Consider the following 17,163-nt stretch of genomic DNA (forward strand, 5'->3'; position numbering starts at 1 on the left):
TACACACGTATCAGGCAGCGAGGTCAACGGACAATTACGGCCGAGCTGTGTTTTATTATGGTGCAGACATGAAAGTGACGCTCGATTTAAGCGCACAAAAAAGCGCCCTCGTGGGGCGCTTGTTAGGTAGGCTAAAAATTAGGCGCTTTGTGCGACGGGCTTCACAACAAAGAGTAGATCTCCTTGATTCACCTGTTGGCCGTCGGTGTTCATAATGCGAGTAACTTTATAGCGCTGTTTGGTAGGGTATAGTTCCGCATCGGCACGATTAAATTGCGCCAGCGTCATGGGTGTAAACATTTTCATCGCTTCCATCAAACACAGAGTTTGACCGACATCGATGATGTCGCCTTCCTTAACAAAAGCAGGCTCTGTGGGCGATGAAGCGCCGTAGAAAATGCTGGTGGACGGAGACAATACTTTTAGCTCGTCAGAACCCTCAATTTTTAATGCGCCGGCATCAACAGCGTCGGCACTGAGGTCGGCAGATTGCTCTATGTCAGCAATTAAGGCATCAATATCGAGGCGATCTAACAAGCGTGGCAAATAGCCTGTGTCGTATTCACCATGACAGAAAACATCGTCATCCAACACGCGCTTAAGCAGCGCAATATTGGTGCACACACCAGTAATACGAACTTCGTCTAAATAACTGCGCAGCTTTTTAATGGTGTCGTCACGATCTTTGCCGTAGCAAATGATCTGCACCACCATGCTGTCGTAGAAAGGTGATACTTGTTTGCCAGGCGCTGCCATGGAGATCAGTTCAATGTGATCATGCTGTGGCAGTACACAATCGCGAATGGTGCCCGGGGTAGGCACAAATTCAACTTTATCGCCTTTGATAACGGCTTTTTCGGCATTAACCCGCACCTCGATGGCATAGCCATTCGACTTAGGCTGGATATCCGAAATATCACCGCCTTCGGCAATACGGAACTGCTGGCTAACGATATCAACGCCGGATACCAATTCAGTAACAGGATGCTCAACCTGCAAGCGAGTGTTCATTTCCATGAAATAAATAGCGCGGTTGTCGAGGTCAAAAATAAACTCAACGGTACCCGCACCAACGTATTTGACCGCATCGGCCAACTTCTCGGCGTAGTCGTAAGCAGACTGTTCTAGCTCACGTGGCAACATGGTCGAACCAGACTCTTCGAAGATTTTCTGGTTATTCCGTTGCACTGAGCAGTCGCGCAGACCCAGAATACGAGTATTGCCGTGACGATCACGCAGTACCTGAACTTCAATATGGCGCAGTGAGGTGACGTATTTTTCTAAATAGACATCACCATTACCGAAGGCGGCTTTGGCTTCGGTAGATATTTGATGGAATAGGGCGTGAATTTTATCCGCCGATTCCACCACTTGAATGCCTTTACCGCCACCGCCGTGCACGGCTTTTAACAGCACTGGGTAGCCAATTTCTTCGGCGACGTTGGCGGCGTTGGCTGAGCTGGTCAAAATCCCGTGCGAGCCAGGAACGACGGGCACCTTGACCCGCATGGCAGTATTAATCGCGTTGGATTTATTACCCATGGTTTCCATAGAAGATACCGGTGGGCCAACAAAATTAATTGAGTGATTACCACACAGAGCGGCAAACTGGCTGCTTTCTGATAAAAAGCCAATACCTGGGTGCAATGCATCTACCTGCTCATGGGCAGCAACGCGTAGTACCGACTTGGCGTTAAGATAGGACTCATCCGGGGTGTTACCACCGATGCAGACCACGCGGTCCTGTGGCCCCAACATATCAACGGGCACGGATTCCATATCAGGGTCGGACTGCACTAACACCACTTTGATGTCGTTTTCCTGAGCTTTGCGTACCAGTTTTACCGCAGTACAGCCACGGGCATGGACCAGAACCTTATCGATCTTGCCGTATTTTTTATTCTGGTTAGCCATTTCGCCGGTATCAGGAGCAAAACGTTCAGCTTTGACATAGCCTTGCAAAACGCGGTCTAACACGTCGTCGACGGTATGACGTGCAACCGGCATATCTGGGTCAATGGCGCGCAAGCGCTCATCTAGGTTGTCAAAGAACGGATGCTGTACCAAGCCGTCCATTGCTTTGGGCGACACCGACAAATAGTTCGATAGGGTACAGGTGCTCGGCAAATAAGACGGTACAACAATTTGCCCGGCAAACGGCATATTAGTGCCGGAGAAATAGTAGGTTTGTGCCAGAGGATGAGTAACAAAGCTGGCTTGAGCGCCACCAGTACAATCCCCAAAGCCGAAAATAACGATCGGCAAATCATTATCACGAACGAAGCGTGTGATGCGATCATTGACGATGGCCATGGAGAACAGTGCGGCAGCGCCTTCTTTGGTTTGCATGCCACCGGATGAGACAAAGCAAACAATCGGTAGCTGGCGCTTGGCACATTCGACCATCAGTTTGCAGAATTTCTCGGCACTGGCCATATCAAAGGCGCCGGCCTGAAAATCCAGGTTGGATACTAATGCACCGACCTGCTGCTCGCGCTCACCAATTTTAATGGTGCCAAGACCGGTAATTACGCCGCAAGGTTTGATGTCTTTGTTCAGTGCCGCCTCAATAGAAGAGCGGAAGCCTGGGAAGGCCACTGGATCTGCAGACATCAGACTGGCGTTAATTTCTTCGAAGTCGTTGAAGAAACGTTCTACCAGGGCATTAGCCGACGTTTTTTTCTGACGCTTAGTATCATCCAACACCTGTTGGATGAGCAGGTCGTGGTAGGCCATGGTGAGGCGGTTCCAAAAGTCTTTTCGACGACCAATGGAGACCGGCATAATGCGACCATTATAGCTTTTGCCATCTTGCTCGGCGGCCAGGTATTCACCCAGCAGCTTTTCAAAAATAAAGGTGATAACAACAAACAAAGTGTCTGACAGGCGAGGGAAGGCCAGTTTTTTCCACTCTTCTACCGACTTCAGGAAGTCACCACGGCTGTTGCTCTTAATAAAGTAGCTGAGCCAATGGTTAAAAGATTCACGCTCCTGTTCGGTGTAGGTTTCACCCGAAGTCGCTTGAGCCAACGACTTGTCTAGCAACTCTTTTACCGCTTCGCGCGACAAGCTGCGATTTTCGTTAGCCTCTTTGGCAACGTTGACCAGGTTGTTAATAAAGTTGTCATACAGCTGGCCGAACACCAACATGTTCTGACACACCTGGGAAAACTCATAACGCAGTTCATCGTGTAAGATGGCATCAAGAATAGTGATGTCAGGGTGGGCTGGATCTTGAATGCTCTCTTGGCGGAACTGTATATAAGGCGCCAGTGCTTCTTCTAAAATGCGACGATTGGCTTCGACTTTGACACTGACAATGCTGGTAACCAGTGCTTGTGTGCGAGTCGATAATTTAAGCTCGGTGCGAATGTCTTCAGGAATAAGATCGCTGCTTAATACGCTGTTTAAAGCGGACGCCAGAGACTGCTTCAGGTCGCCTTTTTTACGCTCCTGGTTCACCGCTTGGGTGATGTCCTGGCGTGTTTCGTGTGACAAACTTTCACGAATGTACACCGCTAATGGATGCGGATTTTTTTCGATAAAGTCTGCCACCGCAACGCCGTCAAGAATGTCGTTGGCGCGCAGCATAAAACGACTTTGCTTGTAGTCTTCCAGGTAGTTCAGCAGGCCTTGGAAGTTGACGCTGGCATCGGATTTCCAACGATTAAACAAGTACAGGCCCAAATTGAAGCACAGCTCTTGTTTGGCTTTTAAATAGTTGTTTTTAGGCTCACCTAAAAACAAACGGGCAATGGTCGAGCGGCTTTCATCACGCTCTTCGTACTTGTTCCAGAATGACTTCCAGCTTTTATGCAAGGTGTCGTCATAAACAATTTTTTCTGGGGCTTGCAGCCAGTTGCGGAACTTGCGCTGGGCTTCACGCTCAGTACGTTGTTGCAGCTGGCCCTCTGGCACCTCGTTATCTGCCAGGCGGCCGTAGTTTTCTACCGTGGTGGCGTGAATACGGCGACGCAGGGTTAAGTAGCGGGTGTACTTGTAGGTCAGGCCAAAGATATTTAAATGTTCTGTCGGCGTTGGTGCTAAAAAGAAATTAGATTCTTTTTCCAGAGCTACCAGTTTTTCCGAAGGCGCTAAAAAGCGTTTAACCGAACGCTGATAGTGATCCATCAAATACGGGTTGGTGCGAGCAAATTCAATGGCGCTGGCTTCGATGGATTGAATGCCGGTGACAATGGCTTGATGCAGGTTATAGCGTTTTTCGTCGGCATCGGTCGGCGCATAGTCGATAATGCCGTCAATAATGCCCGCTTTGCGCAGCTCATAGCCGCTGACGCCCACGTACTTGGCACACTCCTGCCACGACAAATTGTATTTGCGAGCAATGCTGGCCAGGCCTTGCGGCTGAATCGTGTTGAAAATACCGTCGCGCAACGACAATAAAATATTGGTGGTGGCCAGTGGAATGGCACCGCCAGAATAACCTGCACCCCAGATAATACCTAAGGTCGGTACATCATTGTTGGCCATTTCAGTCAGTAGGTGAGAAATAGAGTGCGCTTGGTTGTTGGCGTTGGCTTCTTCGCCGGCATCGGCCCCGGGGGTGTCGATAAAGGTGATAATGGGCATGGCGCGACGAGCAAAGGCACGTGCTTGCTGGGCGGCGCGATTATGGTGCTGGGGCCCCCAAACACCGTTGTTGTGCTCGCGGTTTTGGCAAATAAAACCAACCCTGCGAACGTCACCAGCAAAGTCCATTTCTGCTTCACAAGTATACAGTGGGCCATCTTCAAATTCGCTGATGGTACGTAAAATCAGATGTTTTACGATGGCCTTGGCACTGGGGCGTGAGGCGTTTTCACTGGGGGAAACCACCTGCTCAATATAATCATCAATATTGAGCTGTTGTAGTCGCTCCAGTTCAGCCTGGCAGGCGGTGGGGTTGACCAGTCCCTGCACGCTGTGGTCGACAGCGTTGTCTTCGTATTCTGGGAACAGGGAAAAATCAGCCGATAATTGCTCGGCGATTAAAAAGAGTTGGTCAGTTTGTTTGTCGCTGGTGTGTGCTGTCATTATGTCCGATATCCATCCAAAACAAAGTACGTACCTTGCTGCAGCCAAAGTCCGATGAAACAGAACTGCGCAGGGTACGCCTGGTTGGGGCGGGGGCGCCGTCAGACCTGAGTCTGACAGGCATTAATAGCCCGTAGAGACGCCCGAGTATGTCATTTTTGTAACGCCTGGAAAACCAAAGTTGCGTTGGTTCCGCCAAAACCAAAACTGTTCGACATTACCGTGCGTAATTCCGCTTCGCGGTTGCGGGTTACTATGTCGTAACCTGCGGTTCCTGCGTCTGCTTCTGTGATGTTTGCACTGCCGGTAATAAAACCATGCTGCATCATCAGTAGTGTATAAATCGCTTCCTGAACGCCAGCTGCACCCAGCGAATGACCGCTCAGCGATTTGGTTGAACTGATCGGTGGGCACTGGCCATTAAAGGCCTGGCCACAGGCGTTTAATTCGGTAATGTCGCCGGCTGGGGTGCTGGTGCCATGGGTGTTAAGGTAGTCAATCTGCGGATTGCCTGCCATGTTCAACGCCATCTGCATGCAGCGCACGGCGCCTTCTCCTGATGGTGCTACCATATCGGCACCGTCAGAGGTGGCACCATAACCCGTGAGTTCGGCATAAATATGGGCACCGCGAGCTATGGCGTGCTCGTATTCTTCAACCACCAGCATTCCACCGCCACCGGCGATGACAAAACCGTCGCGGTTGGCGTCGTAAGGGCGTGAGGCCGATTCTGGCGTGTCGTTATACTTGCTGGACAGGGCGCCCATGGCATCGAACTGCATGCTCAGTGCCCAATGTTCTTCTTCACCGCCGCCGGCAAATACCACATCTTGTTTACCGAGCTGAATCAATTCCATCGCATGACCAATACAATGGGCGCTGGAGGCACACGCTGAGGTCATGGAATAGTTAACGCCTTTTATCTTAAAGGGCGTTGCCAAGTTGGCTGAGGTGGTGCTGCCCATGGTGCGGGTAACGCGATAGGGACCAACTTTGCGAATGCCTTTGCTGCGCAAAATGTCGACGGCTTCGACGATATCGCTGGTGGAGGCGCCGCCAGAACCCGTTAGCAGGCCGGTACGTATGCTACTGACCATCTCTTCGCTCAGGCCTGAATCTGCGATGGCTTCTTTCATCGACAAATACGCGTAGGCCGCTGAGTCGCCCATAAAACGTTTCAGTTTGCGGTCGATGTGTTCGTCCAGCTGGATGTCTGGCCGGCCGGCAACATGGCTACGAAAGCCAAGCTCCTGATACTCCGGAATAGCGCGAATGCCAGAGCGCTGGGCTTGCAGCGATGCCAGCACCTCATCCTTGTTGTTACCAAGGCATCCGACGATACCCATACCTGTGATCACCACGCGACGCATAATAAAACTCTTATTAAAGGTGTGTTGTTTGCTCCGGAACCGGCCGGAATTTCCATCAGCATAACGCGGCTGGATTGAGGTAATATTGCAGCCGCGTTACGCCAGGTGTGAAATCCATTGAATGCAGATTCCGCCACGTGCCGGTCACTATAAAGCAGTGACGAAAAGGTAAAAAAGAAAAATATTGTTAATCCAGAAGAATCAATGACTCTGGGTCGAGGGGATTTGTGATGAATGGTCAAGATGTGCGCTGGCACAAAGCACAGCAGTTGTTAGCTGAGAACGCCCTCGATGTGGCGACCATGGCAGCTTGTTTAGGGCAGGATGAAAAGGCTTTAGAGGCTATGTTGGCAGAGCCGCCACGGCGAAAAATCGCTGACAAGTTGGCGCGGCAAATGGAGCAGACTTTTAGCAAGCCTGCCGGCTGGCTTGATCAAGCAGAAGACGGTGGCCTCAGCTTTGATCTGTTTGGCGAATAAGACGGACCAACGGCCACCACATACGCTGCACGCTAATGGCCAATGCAACGACGGCACTGAGCACGGTCAGTGCTTGAGTCATGGGGTAGCGATCATCATGGAAAATGAGCGCGATGGTGGCCAGAGTGAGCAACACTAACGCAGTCATGCGCCAGCCGTTGTGTTGAAACAGGGCTATCTTGCTAGCACTCAGTGCTCCGACAACAGCGGTTAGTAGGCCCAATCCCGCCCCGACTAACACATCCAGTGGCCAGTGTGCGCCGACAGCGATACGGCTAAAGGCTGCTAGGGCGCCGATGGTTAATATCGCAATGGCAGCGCGTGGAAAGGTCAGTGCTAACAAGCCTGCTGTCGCCATGGCGGTAAAGGCATGGCCCGATGGGAAACTGTGGTGTTTTAGCGTGGGGCCAATGATATGAAAGGCCTCTTTGCCCAGCACCAAAGCCGGCCTTGATGCATCAAAGCCGGCCTTGGCCAAGTGTACGATCAGTGCACCGAGCAGAAACGTCAATAACGCCTTAACAAACAGCTGAGGTCGAAAGCTGGCGGCGATCAACAGGGCGGCGACTGCCCATAGAGTGTCGGCTAGCAGTGTCAAATTGGCCCATAGCCAATCTGGCAGCTGTGAGCTGGCTTGGTTTAACTGCAAAAACAGCTCAACTTGGGCATCGCTTAACCATAAGGTCAGTGCAGCAAGCAGCAAGGTGGTGGCCATCGCAATGAGTGCGTTATTCATGCGGGGCGCCTTGTTCCGAGTTGATTGTGCCATCGGCGGTTGGAGCATCACCAGGGACGCTGTCTGGCAATCGGCGGATAAGCATAATCGGTCCTGATTTAAACAGGGTGTCATAGTGCTCAACGCGGATCTTGTCTTCTCGGGCAAAGCCTACTTCTCCGACCTTGAGATCGCGCCGCTCAGTTACCCGGTTTAAATAGACATTGAAGCTCGGCTTGTTAATGGATTGCGTCACAATGGGCTCATTCAACAAGCGCGCAAATTGTGCGGCTTCCCATACCGGACGCTGTTGCATCTCACTGGCGAAGGGCACGAACACCAACCAGACAAACATGGCTTGAATGCCGCCCACTATAATCAGTGCCAGCCAGGGAGCTAGCCGGCGCACGGCCAAAATAATCACCATGGAGGCAAGGCCTGCAACGGCGGCGGCGATAAGAAATTCGTTGCCGATTAATTGAGCGACACGCTCTGCGACGGCGATCTCAAACGGGTCAGTGCGTGAATCCTTGATGATGGGCACCAATAAGGGGAAGGCCACCATGACAGCAAAAAATACCGCCGGAAAGGCCGCCGCCAGCCAGCGACTGTTGAGCCAGTGACGGTAGCGCGCCATTAAGATAACCAGTGGGGTGCAGCCATAGATGATGTAATGGGGCAGCTTAGTGCTGACAAATGAAAACAGCACCAGCACCAGCAAAAACCAAATCCACAAAAAACGATCAAGGCTTTGCCCTGGGCTCAGATCGCCTTGTCGTATATGGCGAATGCTGGGCACAATCCGTACTAACAAGCCACCGAAGGGTGCCAGCACAAAGGGCAGTATCAGTAAGTAATACAAAGGGCCGCCATCGTGGCCCTCCATTGCATCCGTCACACGATTAACGTTGTGCTTGAGAAAGAAACCATCAATAAAGGCTTGGCCCTGATCCATATAAATGAGTACGTACCAGGGGGCAGCGATGGCCAAAAATAACAACCAGCCGGGAATATAAAACAGTGCTTTCAGCAGTAGCTTGTGCTGGCCACAGCTGAGGTAATAAATACAGGCGACTAAAAATGGAATAGCGACAGCCACTGGGCCTTTGGTGAGCGTGCCGAGCGCCATTAATGCGTATATGGCCAGTAATACACGTCGTGATGGTGACTGGCTGTAGTGATACATGGCCAATAGGGTAGCCGCCAGTAGGACATTTAATACCGCATCAGCGGTGGCCACGTGAGCCATGGTATTAATGCCCAGGGCAGTAGCTGTCATTAACGCGGCGGCTGAAGCCGTTGCTTCATCGATATGGCGGCGACAGAAAAAGAAAATCGCCAATGCCCAAGCGATACCCGCTAAGGCGGAGGGCAGGCGAAACGCCCACACCTCAATGTCAAATACATAAATCGATGCCGCTTGCAGCCAGTAAATCAGTATCGGCTTATCAAAGCGCAGGCGATCGTTCAAATAGGTGGTGATAAAGTCGCCACGCTCAAACATGCCGCGCGTGGCTTCACTGAAGGCGCCCTCATCGTGGTCAAATAATAAATAACCATTCAGATTAAGCAAAAATAAGCCGGCTAATGCCGGCAATAACCACCAGGGGAAATTCAGCTTACGCATGGGATGAGTCTGTCTCGTCTCCGGTTGGCGCTGGTGTTGGCTCAGCCCAGCTAACTTGATCGCTGTCACTGTCGTTATCGCGGCGATAAATAGCATATTGCTGGCGTTTGGATGATTCAAAATAGGTGCGTGAGATCAGCTCCGACAACACCCCGGTTGTCAGGAATTGCAAGGACGCAATGACACAGACGACGGCAATTAAAAACAGTGGTCTGGTACCTATGTCTTCACCCAAAACAAGCTTTACAAAGCCTAAATGAAGCATTAATAAACCACCGATAGAGCCCAGCGCTAAACCAATGGAGCCAAAGAAATGCCCTGGTCTTGCGCGATAGCGCATAAAGAAATACACCGACAACAGATCGAGTATGACGCGAAAGGTACGTGAAATGCCGTATTTGGATTCACCCGCCACTCGAGCATTGTGATTGACGACGATTTCACCGATGCGACTCGGTGGAACAACGGCCGCTACCCAAGCCGGAATAAAGCGGTGCATTTCGCCGTACAAACGAACTTGCTTGATGACCGACGCTCGATAAATTTTCAGTGAGCAACCGTAGTCGTTGATGCGCACTCCGGTGATCTTGCCAATCAAGCGATTGGCAATACGAGATGGGATTTTGCGTAACAGTAAGTCGTCCTGACGATTCTTACGCCAGCCAGTGAGCAAATCCAAATCGTTACTGAGCAGGTGATCCACCATGCGTGGAATATCGGCCGGGTCATTTTGCAAATCGCCATCTAAGGTGGCAATCAGCTCACCGCGTGCCTCATCGATGCCGGCTTGCATGGCGGCGGTTTGGCCAAAGTTGCGGCGCAGTTCAATCACGCGCACATGACGACCGTAAGCTTCGGTCTCACGGTGCAGCGCTTGTGGAGTGCCATCTGAGCTGCCATCGTCGACCACCAGCAGTTCCCAGCTGCCTTGGTAATCGGCCAGCCCTTCATGGACTCGGGCCACCATGGCAGTCACGTTTTCGACTTCGTTGTACATAGGGATAACAACGGACAGTGAAGGTTTGGGTGATTGGCTCAAAGCGAATTCCACTTTTGTCAGGGCAGCTGCCGATCGTGCAGTGCCAACGGTTAAAGCAAGCGACGGGCAAAGGCCCGTCAAAGTAAGAGCGCGATCATACCGAAAAGGCCGGATCGGGAAAACACAGACGGCGGCTGGATTACTCTGTTGCAGTGTTGCTAGTGCTGCGGCTTAGCCAAGGGCGAAGCGCGACTAATAGCAGAGCTGTCAGCAAAAAAGTACAACCTAAAACAAATAGATGCAGATTGACTGCCGCCGCCAGGGCGCTGGTTTTTTCAATACCCCAGGGTAGCAGGCCGGCCAATATTCCGGCTTCGTAAGTGCCGGCCCCAGCAATGCCGTGAATCGGCAGTACGCTGCTCATTTCACCGCTGGTGGCGCCAATCCAGGCCTGAAAGTAAGGTAGCGGTAAAAACTGGCTAAGCAGCCAGGCAAATACCGCCAGCTTGAGTGTCCAGTTGGCAAATGTCCAAAGTAGCGCACGAACAAAAGGTCCGGCTGATTTTGGTATGGCATGTAATAGCTCGGCTGCGCGGTTTGCCCAGTTGGCTGGGTGCTGGCGTAAACGTTGTTCTAGCCAGGTTTGAACGGGCAATAGCAGCACCGGGGCCAGTAACAGCCCCACCATTAGGCCGTAACGAACCGCAGTGGGTAATGGCAGCAGGTTTTGCAAACTCATCGCCGCCAACACCAGCAAGGCATACAGGTCCAGCAGTCGCAGCCACAAAAGTGCCGGTGCGCTGTGACGGTAAGGCAGTTGGAAATGGGTTTTCATCAATAAAGGGAAGGCGGTTTCGCCACTGCGCATGGGCAATAGGTTGTTAAAAAAATTGTGCAGCACAGTGATATGTAGCAGGCGGGCAAAATGCCCTTGGCAGTAGTGGTGGAAAAAATCGTAAAAACGCAGCGCACGCAGAACATAGCTCAGTAGCATCAGACCAACGGCCATCGCCAGTGCATGCGGCGGGATAGCTTGCCAGGCCGCCAGTACCGCCAGCCAGCCAAAGCTGTTTTCCACCAGCACAATCAGGCCCAGTAGTAGCCCGGCCCCTAACCAAAACTTCCAAGAAGACAGCACGCCTTGCCCCAATCATTGATTAACGGCGCGGATGGTTGCCTTGGGACTCAGCAAAGTCAAGCTTGCTGCCTTGATTCACCGCTAGAATCACGTAAAGTTGCGCGCCGCTATTCTGGGTTTTGGATGCAGCAATGAAAGTACTGATCGTTAAAACATCTTCTCTGGGGGATGTGTTTCATACCCTGCCGGCGCTGGAAGATGCTAGGCGGTTGCGCCCAGATATCGAATTTCACTGGCTGGTGGAAGAAGCCTTTGCCGCCATTCCTGGCTGGCATCCGGTGGTGACTAAGGTGATCCCCGTCGCTTGGCGGCGCTGGCGAAAGCAGCTGTTTAACGCCGAGCATCGACAAGAGCTGAGGGCATTCATCCAGCAACTGCGTGAACAGCAATACGATGCCGTCATCGATGCCCAGGGGCTGATCAAAAGTGCGCTGTTTAGCCGTTTAGCTCGTGGGCCTCGTTATGGGTTAAACAAGCACTCTTGTCGTGAACCGCTGGCGGCCATGGCGTATCAGCACAAGCTGGCGATTGCCCGTGGTCAGCATGCCATTCCTCGAGTGCGACAGCTGTTTGCCGCGGTGCTGGGCTATGAGCTGCCTGCCCAGCTGTCTTACGGTATTGATCGTCAGCGCTGGCAAAGACCGGATATTGATGGCGATTATTGGCTGTTTTTGCATGGCACTACTTGGGTGACTAAGTTGTGGCCAGAGCAGTACTGGCGTGAGCTGGCTGAGAAGGTGGTCGGCTCTGGGCGTCAGGTGGTGTTGCCTTGGGGGAACGAGGAAGAGCATCAACGAGCGCTGCGGCTGGCCGGCGGATTAACTGGCGTACAAGTATTGCCAAAACTAGGGCTGGACAGCCTTAACGCTTATCTGGCCCATGCGCAAGCCATTGTGGGTGTTGATACGGGTCTTAGTCATGTCGCCGCGGCTTTATCAGTACCGGCGGTGGCGATTTATGGCGCCACCGATGCAAAATTGACCGGGGTGCTGGGGCCGGAAGTTGAGGTGATGAGCAGTACGCGCCAGTGTGCGCCCTGTCTGTCAAAGCAGTGTTTACAACCCGATGAGCAAGGTGTGCAGCCGCCTTGTTATCGCGATATCAGCCCGCAGCGGGTTTATCAGCATTTACAGCAGCGTCTCAGCGCAGGTTAAGGCTCAGGCTGATGGCGCTGGCGATATTCGCCTGGCGTCATGCCGGTCCAGGCTTTAAAACGACGATGAAATGAGCGCGCTTCACTAAAGCCGAGGCGACAGGCCATGTCGCTAATCGCCATACGGCTGTTGCATAGCCAATCAGTGGCGGTTTCACGGCGCAAATCATCCAGCAATTGCTGATAACCGGTGCCGGCTTCTTGCAGTCGCCGCTGCAGTGTGCGCTCGTTTAGCCCCAGTTGCTGGGCCACCTTTTCCCGCCTTGGCAGGCTATCGGCCATTAACGTACGCAGCAGTGAGCGGGTTTGCATCACGATTGGGTGGCGTTGGCGGATTTCGGCCATGACGCTGGCAGCTTGCTGCTCCAATGTGCGCAACAGTTCAGGGTCGGGTTGGCGTAGCGGTGTATCCAATACCTGTTCAGGAATAATCAGCGCATTGCGGCGGGCGTTAAATTCCAGCGGTGCCTGAAATATCTGTTGATAGCGCGCCAGTTGCGGTGCGGGTGGGGTGGGCGACTCAAACAGTACGCGCTCAGGCTTACCGTCCGGTAAGTCGGCCAGCCAACGGGCAAAGGTCAGCCAAGAGCCGAGCACGTTATCAATCATATGGGGTCGTACCAAGGGGTCGTCGTACTGGCAAATCCAACGCATGGCAATGTTGTTGCCGTATTTTTCGATACGGGTGATGCCCATATCTCCGACAATGGCTTCGTATTCCGGTGTTAGGTGCAGCGCTTCACGAGCCGTGCGAGCATTCATCGCCATATAGCCCACCAGGCTGTATGAGCCAGGCTGAACGTACTGAGCACTGTTAAGGCCAAATAGTGGATCGGCTGATGTTTCCACTAGCCAGCGAATCAATTGCTGAAAATCACGCCCGCGCACTCGGGCCACACTGTTATCCAAAATACCGCTTGGCAGCCCAACGGCTTGCAGGGCGGTTTCCGGGTCGATGTGATAATCCTTGGCGGCGCGCAAATACTGGCGAATAGCATTAGCCGATGCGGTGCCCAGATCCGATGTGCTCATGAATGCAGTTCCGTGTTCGCCACCCAGTTGGCTGAATTTGCTCCGTGGGTGTCCGAATGGGTCAGTGATTGTGGTTATTGCCTCAGTATACTGGCTGAGCATCAAATTCAAACAGGCGAGAATGACGCCAGTAAACTGGCATGCATTGCGGCAAAAATCATATTTTTGTCGTACTTGGCATTGTTATCGATCTCTTGCTTAATAACTGGCCCATGACTGAGGTCTGGTGCGTTAGGGTAATCGACGCGAGTTACTAACACTGCGCAAACCAACGTAACACCAGTTCACACAGCACTAGCTAAGACAGTAAAGGAACGCGAATTTATGGCACGACGTTGGAATGGTTGGGGCGATGACGGCTATGTAAAAGCAGTGTCACCCCATGGCGGCGCATTAATTCGCTCTGTCATTGGTGAATGTCAGCCATTGCCTGATGCCACCTTAGAACAAGTGATGGCGCAGGTGCCGGCATCGCGTTTACCTCAGCATCCTTTAATCAGTACCGATGTCGAACAGCGTGTACGTCACGCTCGTGGGCAAAGTTTTCCGGACTGGCTGGCCATGCGCAGTGGCAAATTTGGAACCTTCCCTGACGGGGTCGCCTTTCCGGAAACCAGTGCCCAAGTGCGTGAACTGCTCGATTTTGCTTGCCAGCACGATTTTGAGGTCATTCCTTATGGGGGGGGCACCTCCGTGGCTGGCCACATTACTCCTACCGCCAGTCAGCGTGCCATCTTGACCATGGATATGGGGCGCATGAATCAGCTATTGGATCTCAATGAAGAAAGCCAGATTGCGACCTTTGGTGCGGGGACGCCAGGGCCTCAGGTGGAGTCGCAGCTGCGCGCACGTGGTTACACCCTGGGCCACTTCCCGCAGTCTTGGGAATTATCCACCATAGGTGGTTGGATTGCTTCACGCTCGAGTGGTCAGCAATCATTGCGCTACGGGCGCATTGAGCAGATGTTTGCTGGTGGCCGTATGGAAACCCTACGTGGCAGTTTCGACATTCCCACCATTCCAGCTAGCTCTGCCGGCCCAGATATGCGTGAAGTCACCATGGGCACAGAAGGGCGCATGGGCATCTTCACCGAGGTCAAAGTGCGGGTGACGCGGCTGGCCGAAGAAGAAAAATTCTTTGTTATGTTTATGCCCAATTGGCAGCAGGCAAAAACCGCCGTGCGTGAGCTGGTGCAGCAAAAAATTCCACTGTCGATGATGCGTGTTAGTAACGCTAAAGAGACCCGTGCCCACGCGCATTTAGGGACGTCGGAGTCACAATTTAAGCTGCTGGAGCGGTATTTAACCTTTCGTGGTTTAGACGATCAGCGCTGTATGCTGACCTTTGGTGTCACCGGTTCTAAGTACCAAAATCGTACCTCGCTGAAACAAATACGTAAGGTGTTGTCGGCCCATGGCGGCGTTGGTGGGGTTATTGCCAATATGATGGGCAGTATTTGGGCTGAAGGACGGTTTAAGTTTCCCTATTTGCGTGAAACCACCTGGCAACAGGGCATTGCCGTGGATACCTTGGAGACGGCAACGGATTGGGATAATGTCGATCATTTAATAGACGCCATTGAAAACGCGTTGGAATCGGCATTGGACGATGAGGGTGAACAGGTTATGGCCTTTACTCACTTATCGCATCTGTATGGCCAGGGCTCGAGTATTTACACCACCTATTTTTTCCGTTGTGCCGATAGCTATGAAAAAACCCTCGAGCGCTGGCAGGCATTGAAAAGCAAGGCATCAGAGCAAATTGCTAAAGGGCGAGCAACGATTTCACACCAGCATGGTGTGGGTAAGGATCACGCGCCTTATTTACTGGCGGAAAAGGGCGAGCTGGGCATGGCGGTGATTCGCGATTTGCTGCAGCAGTTCGATCCCGATAAACGTTTAAATCCGCACACCTTGTTGGTGGATGAATAACCGAATAACAACCCATAAAAGCAAATAATCTAACTACATTCTCATACTCTGGCCGGCTTTGCCGGCCCTTTTTTCGTTCTAGATATGGACGGATCGATGACCAATACAAACGATATGTGGCAAGTCAAAGGACGTGATGGCGCACTGGCGCTATTACGCGATTCATCTCAGCATTGGGACATGATTATCGCCGGTGGCGGTATTACGGGTGCGGGTATTGCACGTGAAGCGGCGCGACGTGGACTAAAAACGCTGTTATTAGAGCGGCAGGACTTTGCCTGGGGCACGTCCAGTCGCTCCTCCAAAATGGTGCATGGCGGCTTGCGATATATCGCCGCCGGTGACATTAAAACCACCTTGCATTCGGTGCAGGAACGAGAGCGGTTAATGTCAGAAGCGCCTGGCTTGGTCGATCGCATGGGCTATTTGATGGCGCATTATCAAGGCGGTTTTCCCGGACCTTTTGTGTTTAATAGTCTGCTACGCATTTATGACTTTTTTGCTGGTAAGCGCTATCGCCAGTTTCATCCGACATCGTCATTTCGCTGGCTAAGCCCATTAATTCGCGAACAGTCTTTATTGGGTGGAACTCAGTTTGCCGATGCCGTGACCGACGACTCACGTCTGGTGTTGCGGGTGTTGCGTGAAGCCCAGCGTGATGGCGCGGTGGCGATCAATTATGTCGGTGTCAGCGAGCTGATCAAAGACCAAGGTCGCGTGGTGGGGGCCAAGGTTACGGACAGTGAAAGCGGTGAGGTATTTGAGCTGCACGCCGATGTGGTGGTGAATGCCACCGGTGCTTGGGCCGATCAACTACGTGGACAAATGCAGGCCAAAGCCAGTATTCGCCCGGCTCGCGGCAGTCATATTGTGGTGCCGTCCTGGCGCTTGCCCGTGGCGCAGTCGTTTACGGCCATGCATCCGGATGATAAACGGCCGATTTTTATTTTCCCGTGGGAAGGGCGCACCGTTGTTGGTACCACAGATTTAGATAATAACGGTATCGATAATCTAGAAGCCAAAATGACGCGTCACGAGCTGGAATATCTATTGAAAGTGGCGCGCCATCAATTTCCGCAAGCGGATCTGCAGGAAAAAGATATTATTTCCAGCTGGGCTGGCGTACGCCCACTGGTGTCGTCGGGTGCATTAAATCCATCAAAAGAAAAACGTGATCACAGCGTTTGGGATGATCAGGGGTTGGTCAGCGTTAGTGGCGGTAAGCTGACGACCTTTCGTTTAATTGCTTTGGATGTGCTGAACGCTGCAAAAGGTTATATCAAACGCTACCCCGACGGTGAGTTTGATGCACGATTATTTACCCCCGTTGCCGCTCCGCAAGACGCTCGCTTTCGCTCGCTGCCTGGGTATTTGCAAAAGCGCTTGTTGGGACATTACGGTGTGGATTTGCCGACGTTATTACAAGATGTCAGAGACGATGAATTGGAGTTAATTCCGGGCTGTCGCTGTACCTGGGCTGAGTTGCGTTATAGTGCGGCCAATGAGGCGATTGCGCATCTGGATGACTTATTGCTGCGCCGTACTCGTATTGGGCTTTTGGTCGAGGCCGGCGGCTTGATTTGGCAAGATCGCATTCGTCGTATTTGCAGCGAAGCGTTAGGCTGGAGTGAAGCCCGGTGGCAGCAAGAGTTAGCGCGCTATCAGGCGATCTGGCAGCAGCATTACAGCGTGCCGGAGTAGCTT

General features: G+C 52.3%; 12 protein-coding genes. 4 read left to right on the plus strand and 8 right to left on the minus strand.

From position 1 onward, the window contains the following. Positions 1–138 precede the first annotated feature (138 nt). Positions 139–5,034, minus strand: a complete 4,896-nt coding sequence (locus AC55FS_RS09705; protein ID WP_496935888.1) for an ATP-binding protein — start codon at positions 5,032–5,034, stop codon at positions 139–141. 152 nt (positions 5,035–5,186) lie between these two features. Continuing rightward, positions 5,187–6,404, minus strand: coding sequence for a beta-ketoacyl-ACP synthase I (fabB, locus tag AC55FS_RS09710; protein WP_496935889.1), 1,218 nt, complete (start codon positions 6,402–6,404; stop codon positions 5,187–5,189). 230 nt (positions 6,405–6,634) lie between these two features. Here fabB and AC55FS_RS09715 point away from each other — a divergent pair, with 230 nt between their 5' ends. Next, positions 6,635–6,883 carry a hypothetical protein gene (locus AC55FS_RS09715; RefSeq protein WP_496935890.1) on the plus strand — a complete coding sequence of 83 codons (249 nt, stop codon included), beginning with the start codon at positions 6,635–6,637 and terminating at the stop codon, positions 6,881–6,883. On the opposite strand, the gene AC55FS_RS09720 is transcribed toward AC55FS_RS09715, so the two are convergent. The 4 genes from AC55FS_RS09720 to AC55FS_RS09735 all read right to left on the minus strand — a co-directional run bounded on the left by AC55FS_RS09720 (position 6,858) and on the right by AC55FS_RS09735 (position 11,342). Then, complete coding sequence (locus AC55FS_RS09720; RefSeq protein ID WP_496935891.1) at positions 6,858–7,619, minus strand: phosphatase PAP2 family protein; 762 nt, start codon at positions 7,617–7,619, stop codon at positions 6,858–6,860. The two genes, AC55FS_RS09715 and AC55FS_RS09720, sit on opposite strands and share 26 nt — an antisense overlap. Continuing rightward, complete coding sequence (locus tag AC55FS_RS09725) at positions 7,612–9,225, minus strand: ArnT family glycosyltransferase (RefSeq protein ID WP_496935892.1); 1,614 nt, start codon at positions 9,223–9,225, stop codon at positions 7,612–7,614. Before AC55FS_RS09725 ends, AC55FS_RS09720 begins: the two co-directional genes overlap by 8 nt. Beyond that, entirely contained in the window at positions 9,218–10,264 is a 1,047-nt protein-coding gene (locus AC55FS_RS09730; protein WP_496935893.1) for a glycosyltransferase family 2 protein, read from the minus strand. The genes AC55FS_RS09725 and AC55FS_RS09730 overlap by 8 nt, the downstream gene beginning before the upstream one ends. A 139-nt stretch (positions 10,265–10,403) precedes the next feature. Beyond that, a complete protein-coding gene (locus tag AC55FS_RS09735) occupies positions 10,404–11,342 on the minus strand; it encodes a lysylphosphatidylglycerol synthase transmembrane domain-containing protein (RefSeq protein ID WP_496935894.1) in 939 nt (312 codons plus the stop codon). A gap of 131 nt (positions 11,343–11,473) precedes the next feature. Here AC55FS_RS09735 and waaC point away from each other — a divergent pair, with 131 nt between their 5' ends. Continuing rightward, positions 11,474–12,496 carry a lipopolysaccharide heptosyltransferase I gene (gene waaC / locus AC55FS_RS09740; RefSeq protein ID WP_496935895.1) on the plus strand — a complete coding sequence of 341 codons (1,023 nt, stop codon included), beginning with the start codon at positions 11,474–11,476 and terminating at the stop codon, positions 12,494–12,496. Here waaC and AC55FS_RS09745 read toward each other — a convergent pair. Further along, positions 12,493–13,527 (minus strand): AraC family transcriptional regulator, encoded by a 1,035-nt coding sequence (locus AC55FS_RS09745; RefSeq protein ID WP_496935896.1) that lies wholly within the window; start codon positions 13,525–13,527, stop codon positions 12,493–12,495. The two genes, waaC and AC55FS_RS09745, sit on opposite strands and share 4 nt — an antisense overlap. Positions 13,528–13,634: 107 nt before the next feature. Then, positions 13,635–13,787 carry a hypothetical protein gene (locus AC55FS_RS09750; RefSeq protein ID WP_496935897.1) on the minus strand — a complete coding sequence of 51 codons (153 nt, stop codon included), beginning with the start codon at positions 13,785–13,787 and terminating at the stop codon, positions 13,635–13,637. A gap of 64 nt (positions 13,788–13,851) precedes the next feature. Here AC55FS_RS09750 and AC55FS_RS09755 point away from each other — a divergent pair, with 64 nt between their 5' ends. Beyond that, entirely contained in the window at positions 13,852–15,459 is a 1,608-nt protein-coding gene (locus AC55FS_RS09755; protein WP_496935898.1) for an FAD-binding oxidoreductase, read from the plus strand. A 96-nt stretch (positions 15,460–15,555) separates the two neighbouring features. Next, positions 15,556–17,160, plus strand: coding sequence for a glycerol-3-phosphate dehydrogenase/oxidase (locus AC55FS_RS09760; protein WP_496935899.1), 1,605 nt, complete (start codon positions 15,556–15,558; stop codon positions 17,158–17,160). Positions 17,161–17,163: the final 3 nt, after the last annotated feature.

The sequence above is a fragment of the Bacterioplanes sp. CLAM21 genome, assembly GCF_059641015.1.